Here is a 16,361-nt window from a genome sequence, read left to right on the forward strand (position 1 = left end):
GGCAAGATTGCCTTATTAATTTCGCTGAGTAAACAGCATTTAGCCTATTTGGTGCCGAACATCCGATCGCCCGCATCACCTAGACCGGGCAGGATGTATCCGATGTCGTTCAGCCGCTCGTCCAGCGCCGCCGTCACGATCGGCACATCCGGGTGCGCCGCCTTCATCCGGGCCACGCCTTCGGGGGCCGCCAGCAAGCACAGGAACCGGATATCGGTCGCGCCCGCCTCTTTCACCATGTCGACCGCCGCCGCCGAGGAATTGCCAGTGGCCAGCATGGGGTCCACGACAATGGTCAGCCGCTTGTCCAGCTGCTCGGGCACCTTGAAATAATACTTTACAGGTTTCAGCGTCTCTTCGTCCCGGTAAAGCCCCACAAACCCCACCCGCGCCGACGGAATCAGCTCCAGCATCCCGTCCAACAGCCCGTTGCCCGCCCGCAGGATGGAGATCAGCGCCAGCTTGCGCCCCGCCAGCACCGGCGCATCCATCTCTTGCAGCGGTGTTTCGATGGTTTGCGTGGTCATCTTCAACTCATGCGTGACCTCATAGGCCAGCAATTGGCTGATCTCGCGCAGAAGCTGCCGGAACACGGCGGTCGGCGTATGCTTGTCGCGCATCAGGGTCAGCTTGTGCTGCACCAGGGGGTGGGTCACGACGGTCAGGTGCTCTTTCATCTCGGCTCCGTTCGGCAAGGCAGGTGTGGGCTGATCCGTTCTTTCCAGAAAAACCCGCAAAGGGCAACGCAGAGGTCAGGGAAGAAAAGACCGCCCCGGCCCGCGCTGCGCCAAACCAAGATGCGCGGCCACGCTTGCGGCCACATCGACGAATTCCACGATCCCCGCCTCATGCGCCCCGACCCCGGCTGCCAGCACCGGCACACGCTCGCGGGTGTGGTCGGTGCCGGGCCAGGTGGGGTCGTTGCCGTGGTCGGCGGTGATCAGCATCAGATCCCCCGGTCGCAGGCGCGCCAGGCACCGGCCGATCCCGGCATCGAACCGCTCCAACGCTTCCGCGTAGCCCTCGACGTCGCGCCGATGCCCGTACTTGCTGTCGAACTCGACGAAGTTGGCGAAGGTCAGGCTGCCCTCTGCGGCCCCGGCCACGGCCCGTTCCAACGCCTCCATCAACTCCGCATCGCTGCCGGTCACCACGTCGTCGATCCCCTGCATCGAGAAGATGTCACCGATCTTGCCAATCCCGTGCACGCCGCGCCCCTCGGCTTGGGCCCAATCGCACAAGGTCGGCGCGGGCGGGGCCATCGCGTAATCCCTGCGCCGGCCGGTGCGCTCGAACCCCTCGTCATCGGACCCGACGAAGGGCCGCGCGATCACCCGCCCGACACCCATCTCGTGCAAGAGCGGCGCAATCGTGCGGCAAAGCTCCAGCAACCGATCCAGCCCGAACCGCTCTTCGTGGGCGGCCACCTGGAAGACGCTGTCGGTCGAGGTATAGCAGATCGGCCAGCCCGTGCGCATATGCTCTGCGCCCAGCGCCTTCAGGATCTCGGTGCCCGAGGCGTGGCAATTGCCAAGAAGGCCATCCACCCCGGCGGCCTGCCGGACCGCCGCGACCAGCGCTTCGGGAAAGGCCGGAACGGTCTTGGGAAAGACGTGCCACTCAAACGGCACCGGCACCCCGGCCAGTTCCCAATGCCCGGTCGGCGTATCTTTCCCCGGCGAGGTTTCCTGCGCAGCCCCCCAGCATCCTTCGGGCGTCGCACCCAACCCCGGCGCCGCCACGCCCGATGCCAGCGTCACCGCCGCCCCAAGCCCAAGCCGGTCAAGACTGGGCAGGGTCAGCCCGCTGGGCCCCGCCTGCGCGATATGCGCCAAAGTGTTGGCGCCGGTATCAGGAACAGGCCCGTTGAAAAACCCGCCGGCATCAGGCGCCCCGCCGATACCCACGGAATCCATGACAACAAGAAACGCGCGCGTCATGGCCCGACATGCTCGATCACCAGGGGGGTCTGTGCAGGCGCCGCCGGACCTATTTCAATCGCGCCGCGCACGATGGCCTCGGCGGCGTCCGCATGGGCCGCCCGGCTGGCATGGATGCGCAACAGGGGCTGGCCCGCGACCACCTCCGCCCCCAGGGGCAGAATGTCGGACAGGCCCACCGCCGGGTCGATCCGGTCGGTTTCCACCTTCCGTCCGCCGCCCAGCGCGATCACCGCATGGCCCAGCGCCTCGCCGTCGATCGCGGCGATAAAACCGGGCGCCTGCGCCGGCACCTCGCGGATGATCGTCGCCTCGGGCAAAAACCGCTGCCACGTATCGACGAACCGCACCGGGCCGCCCAACGCGCGCAGCATCCGGCCAAAGACCTCTGCCGCCTGCCCGCTCTTCAACACTTTCAACACTTGGCGCACGCCGCTTTCCGGACTGTCGCACAGCCCTCCGTGATACAGCGCCTCGCCGCCCAGATAGCAGGTCAGTTTCGCCAGCCGTCCCTCCACCGTTCCGGTCAGCACCCGCATCGCCTCGGCCACTTCCACCGCGTTGCCCGCCGACGGCGCCAGGGGCTGGCTCATATCCGTGATCAGCGCGCTGCACCGGCATCCGGCGGCATTCGCCGTTTCCACCAGCGATCCCGCCAGCGCGCGTGCCGCGCCCAGATCCTTCATGAACGCGCCCGAGCCCTGCTTGACGTCCAGAACCAGCCCGGTCAAACCCGCTGCCAGCTTCTTGGACAGGATCGACGCGGTGATCAGATCGACGCTTTCGACCGTTCCCGAAACGTCGCGCACCGCGTAAAGCCGCCGGTCCGCCGGGGCGATCTCGGCGCTGGCGGCGGCGATCACCACGCCGATCTCCTCGACAACCCTTTGCAGCCGCCCGGTCTCCAACTCGGTCGACACACCCGGGATGGCCTCCAGCTTGTCCAGCGTGCCCCCGGTATGACCCAGCCCGCGCCCAGAGATCATCGGCACCGCCGCCCCACAAGCCGCCAGCGCCGGGGCCAGCACAAGGCTGATGCAATCGCCAATCCCGCCGGTCGAATGCTTGTCGAGGACAGGGCGATCGGTGCGCCACCGCAATATCTGCCCGCTGTCGCGCATCGCCAGCGTCAGCGCGCGGCGGCTTTCGGGCGCAAGCGATTTCAGCAACACGGCCATGGCAAAGGCCCCGGCCTGCGCGTCGCTCACACCGCCGTCGGCCAGACCTTTGACAAACGCTTCGAGTGCCGCGTCGGACACCGCGCCGCCATCGCGTATCGCCGCTATGACGTTGCGCGTCTCCAAGGCTCAGCCGTTTGCCATGTGGTGCGTCGCAAAGGCGCCGGGCAACAGCTCTTTCAGGGTCCGCGTGACCGTCGCGCCGCCCAGCGTGGCCATCGTGACAGGCATGTCGCCGTCGCCGAATTCGGCCAGTTTCTGACGGCACCCCCCACAGGGCGTCACCGGCTCGGGGCTGTCGGCGATGACCACGATCTCGGCGATGCGGGTGTCGCCCGCCGCCACCATCGCGGCGATGGCCCCGGCCTCGGCGCAGGTGCCTTCGGGATAGGCCACGTTTTCCACGTTGCATCCGGCAAACACCCGGCCGGTCTGGGTTTTCAGCGCCGCCCCGACCTTGAAGCCCGAATAGGGCGCATAGGCGTTGTCCCGCACGCGCCGCGCCTCGTCCAGCAAACTCATCCCGCCTCCCGGCCTCATGGCCATCTCGTCGCCCGATAAAGATTGCGTCGCAACGCCTCGATATGCAAGCTACCTGTGACCCGGAATGATCGGGGGTGGCACATCCGCCGGACACAAGGTAGTTTAACCTTAAACTAATTTCCGCAGAGGGACCTCATGGCTGACAACTCGAACGAAACCCTGCGCCAGGCGGCACTGACCTACCACGAGTTCCCCAAGCCCGGCAAACTCGAGATCCGGGCGACGAAACCGCTGGCCAACGGGCGTGACCTCGCCCGCGCCTATTCGCCCGGCGTTGCCGAAGCTTGCCTGGAAATCAAGGCCAACCCCGCCGACGCCAGCCGCTACACCAGCCGCGCCAACCAGGTCGCCGTGGTTACCAACGGCACCGCCGTGCTGGGCCTTGGCAATATAGGCGCGCTGGCCGCCAAACCGGTGATGGAGGGCAAGGCGGTTCTCTTCAAGAAATTTGCCAATATCGACTGTTTCGATATAGAACTGAACGAGCAGGATCCCGAAAAACTGGCCGAAATCGTCTGCGCGCTGGAGCCGTCCTTTGGCGCCATCAATCTCGAAGACATCAAGGCGCCCGACTGTTTCATCGTCGAGAAGATCTGCCGCGAACGCATGAACATCCCCGTCTTTCATGACGACCAGCACGGCACGGCCATCGTCGTCGGCGCCGCCGCCACCAACGCGCTGCACGTCGCCGGCAAATCCTTCGAGGACATCAAGATCGTCTCCACCGGGGGCGGCGCCGCCGGCATCGCCTGCCTCAACCTGCTGCTGAAGCTTGGCGTGAAACGCGAAAACATCTGGCTCTGCGACATTCACGGCCTCGTCTACGAGGGCCGCACCGAGGACATGAACCCACAGAAAGCCGCCTTCGCTCAGAAAACCGACCTGCGCACGCTTGATGACGTGGTCGAGGGCGCGGACCTCTTCCTCGGCCTTTCAGGTGCAGGCGTGCTCAAGCCCGAACATGTCGCGCGCATGTCCGAACGTCCGATCATCCTGGCCCTGGCCAACCCGATGCCCGAAATCATGCCCGACGAGGTGCGCAAGGTCGCCCCCAAGGCGATCATCGCCACAGGGCGCAGCGATTTTCCCAACCAGGTCAACAACGTGCTCTGTTTCCCGTTCATCTTCCGCGGGGCGCTCGACGTGGGTGCGACGGACATCAACGACGCCATGCAGATCGCCTGCGTCGAGGCCATCGCCGAGTTGGCCCGCGCCACCACCTCGGCCGAGGCCGCCGCCGCCTACCAGGGCGAGCCGATGAATTTCGGCCCCGATTACCTGATCCCGAAACCTTTCGATCCGCGCCTGTCCAGCGTCGTGCCTACTGCCGTGGCCAAGGCCGCGATGGACTCGGGCGTGGCCGCGCGTCCCATTGAGGACCTCCACGCCTACGCGGCCAACCTTCAGGCATCGGTCTTCAAGTCCGCGCTTCTGATGCGCCCGGTTTTCGAGGCCGCAGCCACCGCCGCCCGCCGGATCGTCTTTGCCGAGGGCGAGGACGAGCGCGTGCTGCGCGCGGCACAGGCGATCCTGGAGGAAACGACCGAGTTGCCGATCCTGATCGGCCGCCCCGACGTGATCGCCGCCCGCTGCGAGCGCATCGGTCTGGAAATCCGCCCCGACAAGGATTTCAGCATCGTGAACCCGGAACGCGACCACCGCTACCGCGACTATTGGGCAACGTATCATGACATCATGAAGCGCCGCGGCGTCACGCCCGACCTGGCCAAGGCGATCATGCGCACCAACACCACCGCCATCGGTGCGATCATGGTCTACCGCGAAGAGGCCGACTCGCTCATCTGCGGCACGTTCGGCGAGTATCGCTGGCATCTCAATTACGTCACGCAGGTACTGGGCGACGCCGAACATCACCCGCACGGCGCGCTGTCGATGATGATCCTCGAGGATGGCCCGCTGTTCATCGCCGACACCCATGTGCGCATCCGCCCCACGCCCGAGGAACTGGCCGAAACCGCCATCGGTGCCGCCCGCCACGTCAAGCGGTTCGGCCTCGTGCCCAGCGTCGCCTTCTGCTCGCAATCGCAGTTCGGCAACCAGGGCAGCGATTCCGGCAACCGCCTGCGCGAGGCGCTCAGCATCCTCGACCGCGAGCCGCGCAATTTTTGCTACGAGGGCGAGATGAACCTCGATGCCGCGCTCGACCCCGACTTGCGCCAGCGCCTTCTGCCCGACAATCGCATGGAGGGTTCCGCCAACGTGCTGCTCTTTTCCAACGGCGACACCGCTTCGGGCGTGCGCAACATTCTGAAAATGAAGGCTGGCGGGCTCGAGGTGGGGCCGATCCTGATGGGCATGGGCAACCGGGCGCATATCGTGACCCCCTCGATCACGGCACGCGGACTGCTGAATATGGCTGCCATCGCAGGCACGCCGGTGGCGCATTACGGGTAGCGTACCGGGATATTCCCTAACCACGGCGGCTTGCGGTATTGTGCCACGGGCCGCCCGGACTCTCTTGTCTTGGCGCATTTCGCTCGCGTAAACGAAACGCGAAGACCGTGGAGGGGATACAATGGCATACAAAGACGTCTACGAAAGCTGGAAGACAGACCCCGAAAGCTTCTGGATGCAGGCCGCCGAGGCGATCGACTGGGACGAGAAACCCTCCAGGGCGCTCTTTGACGACAAGGCCCCCTTCTACGAATGGTACAGCGACGGCAAGGTGAACGGCTGCTACAACGCCGTCGACCGCCATGTCGCGGCCGGTCGCGGCGATCAGGTGGCGATCATCCACGACAGCCCGATCACCGACAGCATAACCAAGATCACCTATGCCGAACTGAAAGACCACGTCGCCAGCCTGGCCGGGGCGCTGCGCGCCAAGGGCGTGGAAAAGGGCGACCGCGTCATCATCTACATGCCCATGGTCCCCGAGGCGCTCGAGGCGATGCTGGCCTGCGCCCGGATTGGCGCGATCCACTCGGTGGTCTTCGGCGGTTTCGCGGCGCATGAACTGGCCGTGCGCATCGACGACGCCAAGCCCAAATGCATCATCGCCGCCTCCTGCGGGCTGGAACCGGGCCGAGTCGTCCACTACAAGCCCCTGCTCGACGGCGCGGTGGACCAGGCCAAGCACAAGCCCGACTTCTGCGTGATCTTCCAGCGCGAGCAGGAGACAGCCACCCTGACCGAGGGCCGCGATGTCGACTGGCACGAGTTCCAGAACGGCACCGAGCCCGCCGACTGCGTCCCGGTCGAGGGCAATCACCCGGCCTATATCCTCTATACCTCCGGCACCACCGGCGCGCCCAAGGGCGTCGTCCGCGCCACGGGCGGCCATTTGGTGGCGCTGCACTGGAGCATGAAGAACATCTACAACGTCGACCCCGGCGACGTCTTCTGGGCCGCGTCCGATGTCGGCTGGGTCGTGGGCCACAGCTATATCTGCTACGCGCCGCTGGTTCACGGCAACACAACCATCGTGTTCGAGGGCAAGCCCGTCGGCACGCCTGACGCCGGCACCTTCTGGCGCGTGATCGAACAGCACAAGGTCAAGTCCTTCTTCACCGCGCCCACCGCCTTTCGCGCGGTCAAGCGCGAGGACCCGCGTGGCGAGTACCTCAAGAAATACGACCTGTCGGGCCTCAAAGCGATCTATCTGGCGGGCGAACGCGCCGACCCCGACACCATCGAATGGACGCAAAAGATGACCGGCAAGCCGGTCTATGACCACTGGTGGCAGACCGAAACCGGCTGGACAATCGCCGGTATGCCCGCGGGGATCGAGGCGCTGCCGGTCAAGATCGGGTCACCCACCGTGGCGATGCCCGGCTACGACATCCAGATCCTCGACGACGCCGGCCACCCCGTCGCCCCCGGCACGCTGGGCGCCATCGCGATCAAGCTGCCTTTGCCGCCCGGCACCCTGCCCACGCTCTGGAACGCCGAGGACCGCTTTCGCAAAAGCTATCTCGACCATTTCCCCGGCTACTATGAGACCGGCGATGCCGGGATGGTCGACGAGGACGGCTATGTCTGGATCATGGCGCGCACCGATGACGTGATCAACGTCGCGGGCCACCGACTGTCCACCGGCGGGATGGAAGAAGTGCTGGCCAGCCACCCCGACGTGGCCGAATGCGCGGTGATCGGCGTCAGCGACGAGCTCAAGGGGCAACTGCCCGTCGGTTTCGTCTGCCTGACCAAGGGCGTCGACCGCCCGCATGACGAAATCACCGCCGAATGCGTCAAGCTGGTGCGCGACCAGATCGGCCCCGTCGCGGCCTTCAAGCTGGCCGTGGTGGTCGACCGCCTGCCCAAGACACGCTCGGGCAAGATCCTGCGCGCCACCATGGTCAAGATCGCCGACAGCCAGGACTTCAAGATGCCGGCGACGATCGACGATCCCGCCATCCTCGACGAAATCCGCGATGCGCTGCAAACCCTTGGCCTCGCCAAGTGACCGGACGGGTCGCCATGTTTGGACGCGCCCTGATCGCCGCGGCCTGCCTTCTCTGGCCCATGGCCAGCCAAGCCCAGGAGGTGTCCATGCGCCTGCCCCTGTCCGAGCCCGGCCGTTGGACCTATGTCGGCGACACGGTCATGGGCGGCGTCAGCCAGGGCGCGGCCCGTGTCGAATCCCAAGCGGGACAGCCTGTGCTGCGCCTGACGGGCGAGGTCAGCACCGCCAATAACGGCGGCTTCATCCAGACCCGCACCAGGCTTGATACCGCGCCGCCCGTCGATGCTTCCGGTGTGGTGATAGAAGCCCGCGGCAACGATCAACGCTATTTCGTGCATCTGCGCACCACCGGCACCTCGCTGCCCTGGCAATACTACCAGGCGGCCTTCGACGTCACGTCCGACTGGCGCGAATACCGCCTGCCGTTCGAGGCGTTCAAACCCTCGGGCAACCTGCTGCGCGACGTGCCCGAAGCGGACAGCATCCGCAGCGTCGGGATCGTCGCCTTCGGGCGCGACCACAAGGCCGATATCAGCGTCCGGCTCGTGGGCTTTTATTGATCAACTAAACTGCTCCCGCAGCAGCCGTTCCTCCAGCCCGTGACCGGGATCGAAGAGGATCCGGTGCTTTATCGTGGGATCGGACCGCACCTCGACCGACAAGACATCCGGGATCGAACTGCTATCGGCGTCTGCCATTACCGGCCGCTTGCCGGGGTCCAGCACATCAAACCGCACCTGCGCGTTCATCGGCAACAGCGCCCCGCGCCACCGCCTTGGCCGGAACGCCGCCACCGCCGTCAGCGCCAGCACGTCCGAGCCAATGGGCAGGATCGGCCCGTGCGCGCTGTAATTATAGGCGGTCGATCCCGCAGGCGTGGCCAGTAGGCACCCGTCGCAGATCAGCTCTTCCAGCCGCAGCCGCCCATCCACCGTGATCCGCAACTTCGCCGCCTGCGGCCCCGCCCGCAGCAAAGACACCTCGTTGATCGCCAGCGCCTCGTGCGTCTGCCCGTCCTTGTCGGTGGCCAACATGAACAACGGGTTGATGACCTCTTCCTCGGCCTCGTCCAACCGCTCCAGCAGGTCCGATTCGCTGTACTCGTTCATCAGAAAGCCGACCGTGCCCCGATTCATCCCGTAAACCGGCTTTCCCAGCTTCTGGACCTCATGCAGCGTCTCCAGCATGAAGCCGTCGCCGCCAAGCGCCACGATCAAATCGGCGTCCTCGGGCTCGACATGCTCGAACCGCTTGGCCAGCCTGTCCCGCGCGGTCTGCGCGACCGACACGCGGCTGGCGACAAAGGCGATTTTCTGCGGATTGCCCATTTTGGCTACCTTGATTTGTTCCGGAAGTTGATCGAAGCATAAATCGCGCCTTCGTACCAGCGATGCCGGTCCGCGGGTGACATGTGTCGCATTACCGCCTTTCAAAAAGACGGTGTTTCCGATACGAAATCGCTTGGCTCGCAATGTGGAGGACACCAACAATGGCGCACGACGGAAATCAAGATTTTGTTTCAGAAGGCTTTTTCACGGAATCGCTGGCGTCTCGCGATCCCGATATCGCCGAAGCCATGCGCAAGGAACTGGGCCGGCAGCGCGACGAGATCGAGCTGATCGCCTCGGAAAACATCGTTTCCGCCGCCGTGATGGAAGCGCAAGGCAGCGTGATGACGAACAAATACGCCGAAGGATACCCCGGGCGTCGGTATTACGGCGGTTGCCAATTCGTCGATATCGCCGAAGATCTGGCGATCGAGCGGGCCTGCAAACTTTTCGGCTGTGGCTTTGCCAACGTCCAGCCCAATTCTGGCAGCCAGGCCAACCAGGGCGTCTTTCAGGCGCTCCTGCAACCCGGCGACACGATCCTTGGCATGAGCCTCGACGCGGGCGGCCACCTGACCCACGGCGCGGCCCCCAACCAGTCGGGTAAATGGTTCAAGGCCGTGCAATACGGCGTCAAACGCGACACGCTGGAAATCGACTATGACCAAATCGCCGAACTGGCGAAAGAGCACAAGCCGCAGATGATCATCGCCGGCGGTTCGGCCATTCCGCGCCAGATCGACTTTGCCAAGTTCCGCGAAATCGCCGAAAGCGTCGGTGCCTATCTTCTGGCCGACGTGGCGCATTTCGCCGGCCTCATCGCGGCGGGCGAATATCCCAACCCGTTCCCGCACGTGCACGTGGCCACCACCACCACGCACAAGACTCTGCGCGGCCCGCGCGGCGGCATGATCCTGACCGATGACGAGGCGCTGTCGAAAAAGTTCAACTCGGCGATCTTCCCGGGCATCCAGGGCGGCCCCCTGATGCACGTGATCGCCGCCAAGGCCGTGGCCTTTGGCGAGGCGCTGCGCCCCGAGTTCAAGACCTACCAGAAGCAGGTCATCTGCAACGCGCAGGCGCTGGCGGACCAGCTGCACAAGGGCGGGCTGGACACCGTGACCCACGGCACCGATACCCACGTGATGCTGGTGGACCTGCGCCCCAAGGGTGTGAAAGGCAACGCGACCGAAAAGGCGCTTGGCCGCGCGCACATCACCTGCAACAAGAACGGTGTGCCCTTCGACGATGAAAAACCCACGGTCACCAGCGGCATCCGCCTTGGCACGCCCGCCGGCACCACGCGCGGCTTCGGCGAGGACGAATTCCGCCAGATCGGCGACTGGATCAACGAGGTGGTCGACGGCCTTGCCGCCAATGGCGAGGACGGCAACCAGGCTGTGGAAGACAAGGTCAAGGCCGAGGTGGCCGAGCTTTGCGCCCGCTTCCCGCTGTACCCAAACCTATGATTGCGGTCTGATCACTCTTAAGACCCGCGCAAGCCCTTGCTTGCGCGGGTTTTTATATGACGCCCTGCCAGCGCAGCACGATCAAAACCAGCGCGCCCAGGATCAACAGGTTGAACACCAGCCCCGCCAGCCAGTGGATCAGCCGGCTCCGCCGCCGGTCTGCCGCGTCAATGCTTTTGAGGTGCTCCTCCAACGCTCCAAAGGCTTTTTCCACGCGCGCCGCGTCGACCTGTGTGGCCAGTCGCGGATGCGCCAGTTTCCGCTCGGCTTCCACAAGGTACTGCCCCTCCGCCCGCAAGCGCTTCGGCAGCATCCGCCCGGCCCGCCGCAGCCGTGCGGCCAGGGTTTTGCCCCTCAGGCCCAGCTTCTCGTGAAGCTGCGTCTCAAGCGCCTCGCGCCGTGCGTCAAAATGTTTGCGATCAATCACTTAAGCCACCCCTCGGCGGCGCACACTAGGCGCAATTGATTGCGGGGGCAATGGCGTGTATTGGCTTCATCCATGTTGAACGTCATTCACCACGTCTCCCAAGGCACGAAGCCACCGCTTCTTATCGCCCACGGCCTTTACGGCTCTGGCCGCAACTGGGGCGTCATCGCCAAGCGGCTGTCAGATCGTGGCCCCGTGATGGCCGTGGACATGCGCAATCACGGCACAAGCCCCTGGTTTTCCACGCATTCCTATCAGGACATGGCCGCTGATCTTGCCGAGGTGATTGAGGCCGAGGCGGACGGTCCGGTGGACGTGCTGGGCCACTCCATGGGCGGCAAGGCGTCGATGGTGCTGGCATTGACCCGTCCCGACCTTGTGAACCGGCTGATCGTCGCCGACATCGCGCCGGTCAGCTATAACCACAGCCAGGCGCAATATATCGACGCCATGCGCCGCGTGGATCTTTCGACGATCACCAAGCGGTCGGACGCCGAGGCGCAGCTGGAAGGCGTCGTCGACGATCCGGCGCTTATCCCCTTCTTCACGCAATCTCTTGACGTGAAAGAGAAAAAATGGCGCCTCAACCTCGATACGCTTGAGGCCGAGATGCCCAAGATCCTCAGCTTTCCCGACCTGGACAGCCGGTTCGACGGCAAGACGCTGTTCCTCTCCGGCGCAAATTCTAACTACGTTTCACGTGAGTACCGCCCCCGCATCAAGGACCTTTTCCCGGACGCGACCTTCATCAAGATCAAGGACGCGGGCCACTGGCTTCATGCCGAGCGGCCGCGCGAATTCGAATCCGCCGTGCGCGGATGGCTGGAGAACACCGCGTCGGTATAGCGTCGGTATCCGGGTGGCATCGCGTCGGTGCGAAATCCGCGGCTTCAGCGGGCCTGATACAGCTGTTTCGCCACGATCCACGACACCGGAAAGGCCACCACGAACCCCGCCGCCGCGGTGATTAAGATCGGCGTCAGCGTGTCATAGCCCATGGCCAGGGCGGCGATGACGAACGAGCCTGCGAGGGTGGATCCGATGAAAACGTGCAAGATAACCATCAACCAGATCATGACGGGTCTCCGAGTGGGAATGTTGCGCGTGCCCTGCATAGCGCGCCGCACCTATCGGCGCATTGATCTGGATCACGGGCGCCTGTCTCAGGCGGCTTGTGGCCGATTTGCGAAGATATGGTGAAATCCGTCGGTCGCGCCGCCAGATCTGGTTGACCGGCGCCAAACCACGCTATATCGCAAAGACACAGGTGTTAGACGCGGTAGCATCACTGACAGCGGGGTCCGGAGGCCATTGGCCACGGACCCCGTTCGCGTTCCGACCTACTGCCATTCGGCGCATCGGACAAAGTAAAGGCGCCAGGTGCTCAGACGCGGTCTTTGCATCGCGGGGGTCACCCCGCACCCTGACGCCTTTGCCGAACCGATCATCCCGGGGGGCATCCGGCTCAGCTTTGCCTCCGGCCTCAATGAGACCGTCAGCGATCTCGCCACCCGAAGGCAACGACACCGTTCCACACCCGTCGCCGGACATGGCCGCCTCAAGACCCGAAGGCCCCTTGGCCACGAACAAGGGACAGGCCCCTGCCCGCCTGCATCGACCCGGCGATACGCAAGGTCGCCCTGGCCCCGAAAGGCGCGGGCATCCCCCGTGCATCGGCCTGAGCTGGCTTGGGCGGTCGTTAAGGCCCTGAGACCCCCGGTTCCGCCCGCGCCGGTCCCGAGGGGCCTTTGCGGCGCTGCGTCGGATCAGCGACCCGGTGCAGACATTCAAATGACACATCCGAAACCGCGTTCAGGCAAGGAAAAAGCACTGCGGCATCGAAATTTCTTGGGGATAACCTGTTGATATTGCGCCGGGAATTTCTGTGGATAAGCTCTGAAACCTCAACGTTTCGGCTGCTTTGCGCCGGGATAACTGCAATCGAGGCGCGAGCGGATGCACCTCGCCTGATTCTGCAGTTGCAAATTAACCTTTTCTATAAAATTGATTCAGAGTTGGGCGACTCACGTGGTATGGTGAAGGCACATATCACCAGGGTGGGGACCCATGTTTAAAACTTCTTTGTGCGCCGCCGCGGCGGCATTTCTCGTGATGGCCGACACTGCCAAGGCCGATACCTACATCCTCGTCAGCTGCTATCGCGGCCCATGGAACGAAGTGATCTGGGACAAGGCGAACCCGAACTTCGTCGATTCGCTGGTCGGCGCGGGCTACAGCCAGCAGGAAGCGACCAGCATCGCAAACTACATCTGCCGCGACCCACGCCTCGTGAACAACCCGATCGCGCTCGCCAAGGAAGTGCGGGCCGCGATGAGAGCCGCCCCTCGCGGGTGAGCGACAGGCCGGGCGGCGACGCCCGGCTTTCAATGTCCAAGCCGTAGGGTGGGTGAAAACCCACGCCCCGCCACGTGTGGAACACGCGTGGGTTTTCACCCAACCTACATGGCTTGTTAACCTTGGTACGGAACTATGGGTCCATGCCAAGGTATCGACGCCTCTATGTCCCAGGTGGGACCTACTTCTTCACCGTCACGTTGGCCGACAGGTCGGCAACCACCCTGACCGATGAAATAGACCTTCTGAGGTCGGTCTATGCGTCGGTCGTGGCCCAGCACCCTTTGCATTGCGACGCCATGGTCGTTCTGCCGGACCACATCCACGCGGTCTGGACGCTGCCACCCGGCGACGACGATTTCCCGACGCGGTGGAGAAAGATCAAGGCGTTGTTTTCACGGCATTCGGCAACGACTGGGTGCGTCAACCAAAGCAGGCGGCGCAAAGGCGAGCGGGGCATCTGGCAGCGGCGTTTCTGGGAACATGCCATCCGCGATGACGCGGACTTTCTCAAGCATGTTAACTATTGCCACTTCAATCCGGTGAAACACGGGTTGGTCGAACGACCCGAAGACTGGCCCTATTCCACGGTGCATCGAGATATACGCGCGGTCGCGTAGGGTGGGTGAAAACCCACGCGGCGCGACGTTCCCTGACGCGTGGGTTTTCACCCACCCTACGCCAATTTTTCACCGGGGCGGGCGCCCTCAGTTGTCCATCTTAAGCGCCGAAATAAACGCCTCCTGCGGGATATCCACCTTCCCGAACTGGCGCATCTTCTTCTTCCCCGCCTTCTGCTTATCCAAGAGCTTGCGCTTTCGGCTGGCGTCGCCGCCATAGCATTTGGCGGTCACGTCCTTGCGCAGGGCCGACAGCGTCTCGCGGGCGATCACCTTGCCGCCGATGGCGGCCTGGATCGGGATCTTGAACATGTGGCGCGGGATCAGGTCCTTGAGCTTTTCGCACATGGCGCGCCCACGCATCTCGGCCCGGTCGCGGTGCACCATCATGCTGAGCGCGTCCACCGGCTCGTCATTCACCAGCACGGACATCTTCACCAGATTGTCCTCGCGGTAGCCTTCCAGTTGATAGTCGAACGACGCATAGCCCCGCGTCACCGATTTCAAGCGGTCGTAGAAGTCGAACACCACCTCGTTCAGCGGCAGGTCATAGACCGCCATCGCGCGGCTGCCGGCATAGGTCAGGTCCATCTGGATGCCGCGCCGGTCCTGGCACAGCTTCAGCACGTCGCCCAAAAACTCGTCCGGCACCAGGATCGTCGCCTTGATCCGCGGCTCCTCCACATGGGCCACGGTCGAGGGGTCGGGCATGTCGGCGGGGTTGTGCAGGTCGATCTGCGTGCCGTCCTTCATGTAGACGTGGTAGATCACCGAGGGCGCGGTGGTAATGAGCTCGATATCGTATTCCCGCTCGATCCGGTCGCGGACCACTTCCAGGTGCAATAGCCCCAGGAACCCGCAGCGAAAGCCGAAGCCCAGCGCGGTGGAGCTTTCCATCTCGTAGCTGAAGGACGCGTCGTTCAGCGCCAGTTTCTCGATGGCGTCGCGCAGGTCCTCGAACTCGGCCGAGTCCACCGGGAAAAGCCCGCAGAAGACCACCGGCTGAGACGGGTTGAAGCCGGGCAGCGGCTCGGGCGTCTGGTTCTTCTCCAGCGTGATCGTGTCGCCCACGCGGGTGTCGCGGACCTGCTTGATCGAGGCGTTGAGATAACCGATCTCGCCCGGCCCCAGCTCCTTGACCGGTTTCATCGACGGGCGATAGACGCCGATATCGTCCACGTCATAGGTGCCGCCCGTTTTCATCATGCGGATGCGGTCGCCCTTCTTCAGAACCCCGTCGATGATCCGCACGATACAGATCACGCCCAGGTACTGGTCATACTTGCTGTCGACCAGCATCGCCTTCAGCGGCGCGTCGCGGGTGCCCTTGGGCGGGGGCAGAAGTTTGACGATGGCCTCCAGCACCTCGCGGATGCCCTCGCCCGTCTTGGCCGACACCGGGATCGCGCCCGACGCGTCGATGCCGATCACGTCCTCGACCTGTTCGGCAACCCGGCTGATATCCGAGGCGGGCAGGTCGATCTTGTTGAAAACAGGCACAATCTCGTGGTCGGCGTCGATTGCCTGATAGACATTGGCAAGCGTCTGCGCCTCGACCCCTTGGGTGGAGTCCACCACCAGCAGCGAGCCCTCGACCGCCCGCATCGAGCGCGAGACCTCGTAGGCGAAATCGACGTGCCCGGGCGTGTCGATCAGGTTCAGCACGTAATCCTCGCCATCGAGCGCGGTATACTCGATGCGCACCGTGTTGGCCTTGATGGTGATGCCGCGCTCGCGCTCGATATCCATCGCATCGAGCAGCTGTTCCTTCATGTCGCGGTCCGGCACCGTGTCGGTGGCTTGGATCAGCCTGTCGGCCAGCGTCGATTTCCCGTGGTCGATATGCGCCACGATGGAGAAATTGCGGATATGCGAAAGCGGTGTCATGTACCGCGTATGTAGTGGAAATCAAGGGTGGTCAAGGTGGCTTGAATAAGAGCGATGGGTCTATACGCTGACGCGATGTGTGACGGGAGCACAGGTATTGAGAAACAACTCCAAAGAATTGAACACTTGGTTGGAAAGTCAACCCGACGGGATGAGCGTTCTAATCGCCTTAAGGTCCGCTCTTCGGG

At 64.0% G+C, this 16,361-nt stretch carries 15 protein-coding genes; 7 read left to right on the forward strand and 8 right to left on the reverse strand.

From position 1 onward, the window contains the following. Window positions 1-44: 44 nt before the first annotated feature. The 4 genes from upp to XM53_RS19605 all read right to left on the reverse strand — a co-directional run bounded on the left by upp (window position 45) and on the right by XM53_RS19605 (window position 3,640). Window positions 45-677 (reverse strand): uracil phosphoribosyltransferase, encoded by a 633-nt coding sequence (gene upp / locus XM53_RS19590; protein WP_057796443.1) that lies wholly within the window; start codon window positions 675-677, stop codon window positions 45-47. Between the two features lie 75 nt (window positions 678-752). After that, window positions 753-1,940: a phosphopentomutase gene (locus XM53_RS19595; protein ID WP_057796444.1), complete on the reverse strand. Its 1,188-nt coding sequence runs from the start codon at window positions 1,938-1,940 to the stop codon at window positions 753-755. Beyond that, window positions 1,937-3,244 (reverse strand): thymidine phosphorylase, encoded by a 1,308-nt coding sequence (locus XM53_RS19600; protein WP_057796445.1) that lies wholly within the window; start codon window positions 3,242-3,244, stop codon window positions 1,937-1,939. Before XM53_RS19600 ends, XM53_RS19595 begins: the two co-directional genes overlap by 4 nt. A 3-nt stretch (window positions 3,245-3,247) precedes the next feature. Continuing rightward, complete coding sequence (locus XM53_RS19605; protein ID WP_057796446.1) at window positions 3,248-3,640, reverse strand: cytidine deaminase; 393 nt, start codon at window positions 3,638-3,640, stop codon at window positions 3,248-3,250. Window positions 3,641-3,796: 156 nt separating this feature from the next. Here XM53_RS19605 and XM53_RS19610 point away from each other — a divergent pair, with 156 nt between their 5' ends. The 3 genes from XM53_RS19610 (at window position 3,797) to XM53_RS19620 (ending at window position 8,647) form a co-directional block, all read left to right on the forward strand. Continuing rightward, window positions 3,797-6,076, forward strand: a complete 2,280-nt coding sequence (locus XM53_RS19610; RefSeq protein ID WP_057796448.1) for an NADP-dependent malic enzyme — start codon at window positions 3,797-3,799, stop codon at window positions 6,074-6,076. A 121-nt stretch (window positions 6,077-6,197) separates the two neighbouring features. Beyond that, window positions 6,198-8,087, forward strand: a complete 1,890-nt coding sequence (gene prpE / locus XM53_RS19615) for a propionate-CoA ligase PrpE (protein WP_057796449.1) — start codon at window positions 6,198-6,200, stop codon at window positions 8,085-8,087. Window positions 8,088-8,101: 14 nt separating this feature from the next. After that, on the forward strand, window positions 8,102-8,647 hold the full coding sequence (locus XM53_RS19620; RefSeq protein ID WP_082631141.1) for a CIA30 family protein: 546 nt from the start codon (window positions 8,102-8,104) through the stop codon (window positions 8,645-8,647). Here XM53_RS19620 and XM53_RS19625 read toward each other — a convergent pair whose 3' ends face one another. Next, window positions 8,648-9,415, reverse strand: coding sequence for an NAD kinase (locus XM53_RS19625; RefSeq protein WP_057796450.1), 768 nt, complete (start codon window positions 9,413-9,415; stop codon window positions 8,648-8,650). It abuts the gene before it with no gap. A gap of 161 nt (window positions 9,416-9,576) precedes the next feature. Between XM53_RS19625 and glyA the strand changes: the two genes are divergently transcribed. Continuing rightward, entirely contained in the window at window positions 9,577-10,884 is a 1,308-nt protein-coding gene (gene glyA / locus XM53_RS19630; RefSeq protein WP_057796451.1) for a serine hydroxymethyltransferase, read from the forward strand. 52 nt (window positions 10,885-10,936) lie between these two features. Here the strand turns inward: glyA and XM53_RS19635 are convergent, their stop codons facing one another. Further along, window positions 10,937-11,311 (reverse strand): hypothetical protein, encoded by a 375-nt coding sequence (locus tag XM53_RS19635; RefSeq protein ID WP_057796452.1) that lies wholly within the window; start codon window positions 11,309-11,311, stop codon window positions 10,937-10,939. A gap of 72 nt (window positions 11,312-11,383) precedes the next feature. Between XM53_RS19635 and XM53_RS19640 the strand changes: the two genes are divergently transcribed. Then, window positions 11,384-12,157 (forward strand): alpha/beta fold hydrolase, encoded by a 774-nt coding sequence (locus tag XM53_RS19640; protein ID WP_057796454.1) that lies wholly within the window; start codon window positions 11,384-11,386, stop codon window positions 12,155-12,157. A 44-nt stretch (window positions 12,158-12,201) separates the two neighbouring features. Here XM53_RS19640 and XM53_RS19645 read toward each other — a convergent pair whose 3' ends face one another. After that, the gene (locus tag XM53_RS19645; RefSeq protein WP_057796455.1) at window positions 12,202-12,387 is read right to left on the reverse strand and encodes a hypothetical protein; all 186 of its coding nucleotides are present in this window, start codon (window positions 12,385-12,387) and stop codon (window positions 12,202-12,204) included. Window positions 12,388-13,378: 991 nt separating this feature from the next. Here XM53_RS19645 and XM53_RS19650 point away from each other — a divergent pair. Further along, window positions 13,379-13,666 carry a hypothetical protein gene (locus XM53_RS19650; RefSeq protein WP_057796457.1) on the forward strand — a complete coding sequence of 96 codons (288 nt, stop codon included), beginning with the start codon at window positions 13,379-13,381 and terminating at the stop codon, window positions 13,664-13,666. Between the two features lie 143 nt (window positions 13,667-13,809). Beyond that, window positions 13,810-14,286 carry an REP-associated tyrosine transposase gene (locus tag XM53_RS19655; protein ID WP_057796459.1) on the forward strand — a complete coding sequence of 159 codons (477 nt, stop codon included), beginning with the start codon at window positions 13,810-13,812 and terminating at the stop codon, window positions 14,284-14,286. A gap of 87 nt (window positions 14,287-14,373) precedes the next feature. Here XM53_RS19655 and lepA read toward each other — a convergent pair whose 3' ends face one another. Further along, entirely contained in the window at window positions 14,374-16,173 is a 1,800-nt protein-coding gene (gene lepA, locus XM53_RS19660; RefSeq protein WP_057796463.1) for a translation elongation factor 4, read from the reverse strand. Window positions 16,174-16,361 lie beyond the last annotated feature (188 nt).

This window comes from Roseovarius atlanticus (genome assembly GCF_001441615.1).
Classification (GTDB): domain Bacteria; phylum Pseudomonadota; class Alphaproteobacteria; order Rhodobacterales; family Rhodobacteraceae; genus Roseovarius; species Roseovarius atlanticus.

What these genes read in the sequence shown, in the direction of transcription:
- XM53_RS19625 (WP_057796450.1), bottom strand. Translation starts at nt 9,415, where the DNA reads ATGGGCAATCCGCAGAAAATCGCCTTTGTCGCCAGCCGCGTGTCGGTC.
- XM53_RS19605 (WP_057796446.1), bottom strand. Translation starts at nt 3,640, where the DNA reads ATGAGTTTGCTGGACGAGGCGCGGCGCGTGCGGGACAACGCCTATGCG.
- prpE (WP_057796449.1), top strand. Translation starts at nt 6,198, where the DNA reads ATGGCATACAAAGACGTCTACGAAAGCTGGAAGACAGACCCCGAAAGC.
- XM53_RS19595 (WP_057796444.1), bottom strand. Translation starts at nt 1,940, where the DNA reads ATGACGCGCGCGTTTCTTGTTGTCATGGATTCCGTGGGTATCGGCGGG.
- XM53_RS19645 (WP_057796455.1), bottom strand. Translation starts at nt 12,387, where the DNA reads ATGATCTGGTTGATGGTTATCTTGCACGTTTTCATCGGATCCACCCTC.
- upp (WP_057796443.1), bottom strand. Translation starts at nt 677, where the DNA reads ATGAAAGAGCACCTGACCGTCGTGACCCACCCCCTGGTGCAGCACAAG.
- lepA (WP_057796463.1), bottom strand. Translation starts at nt 16,173, where the DNA reads ATGACACCGCTTTCGCATATCCGCAATTTCTCCATCGTGGCGCATATC.
- XM53_RS19655 (WP_057796459.1), top strand. Translation starts at nt 13,810, where the DNA reads ATGCCAAGGTATCGACGCCTCTATGTCCCAGGTGGGACCTACTTCTTC.
- XM53_RS19640 (WP_057796454.1), top strand. Translation starts at nt 11,384, where the DNA reads ATGTTGAACGTCATTCACCACGTCTCCCAAGGCACGAAGCCACCGCTT.
- XM53_RS19650 (WP_057796457.1), top strand. Translation starts at nt 13,379, where the DNA reads ATGTTTAAAACTTCTTTGTGCGCCGCCGCGGCGGCATTTCTCGTGATG.
- XM53_RS19620 (WP_082631141.1), top strand. Translation starts at nt 8,102, where the DNA reads ATGTTTGGACGCGCCCTGATCGCCGCGGCCTGCCTTCTCTGGCCCATG.
- XM53_RS19610 (WP_057796448.1), top strand. Translation starts at nt 3,797, where the DNA reads ATGGCTGACAACTCGAACGAAACCCTGCGCCAGGCGGCACTGACCTAC.
- glyA (WP_057796451.1), top strand. Translation starts at nt 9,577, where the DNA reads ATGGCGCACGACGGAAATCAAGATTTTGTTTCAGAAGGCTTTTTCACG.